Below are 528 nucleotides of genomic sequence, written 5' to 3'. Positions count from 1 at the left end.
GCTTTCGACGTCGGCGAGGGAGGAGATCCCGGCCCGCACCCTTTCGTTGACCTGCTGTTGCTGCTCCCGCCGGCGGCTGGAAAGTTTGAAGTTGCCGAACAGGAGGAACAGGATGATGCCCACGAACGGGACAAAGAAGATGCCCAGCAGCCAGGCCATCGCCGTGGTGGGCCGGCGGTTGCCCGGGATGATGCCCAAGGCCAGCACCCTGATCACCAGGTCGGCGATACCCAGTACCACAACCAGCCAGCCTGGAGCGGTGCCGGCAAGCGAAAATGGCCACAACACGTGCGATAACCCCCGGAAAAATGAGCTCCGGCGGACGGTTTCCAGCCGGGGCACTCCGCCCAGCTTATCGGTGGGGCACCGCACTAAGCTGGACCCATGACCTCTCCTGCGCCCGTGGTTCTCGTTTTCCTCGACTCCACCTTCCCTGACGGCCGGCTGGCCGACGCCTCGCAGCCGCAGCTGATGGTGACAGACCAGGGCGCCACCCGGGGCGACGGCGTCTTCGAGACCATGCTGGCG

At 65.5% G+C, this 528-nt stretch carries 1 protein-coding gene and 1 pseudogene; one reads left to right on the top strand and one right to left on the bottom strand.

The window, feature by feature from the left end; genetic code table 11:
• Positions 1-288: PLDc N-terminal domain-containing protein (locus CXQ89_RS18020; protein ID WP_374953002.1), on the bottom strand; the 288-nt coding region annotated here is incomplete at its 3' end.
• 96 nt (positions 289-384) lie between these two features.
• Between CXQ89_RS18020 and CXQ89_RS19030 the strand changes: the two are divergent.
• Positions 385-528, top strand: a pseudogene (locus CXQ89_RS19030) (aminodeoxychorismate lyase); the annotation flags it as partial.

It is taken from the genome of Arthrobacter sp. ZGTC212, assembly GCF_002929255.1.
GTDB lineage: Bacteria > Actinomycetota > Actinomycetes > Actinomycetales > Micrococcaceae > Arthrobacter_B > Arthrobacter_B sunyaminii.
Note: the sequence above shows the minus strand (reverse complement) of the source record. Positions and strands in the feature narration are given on the sequence as shown.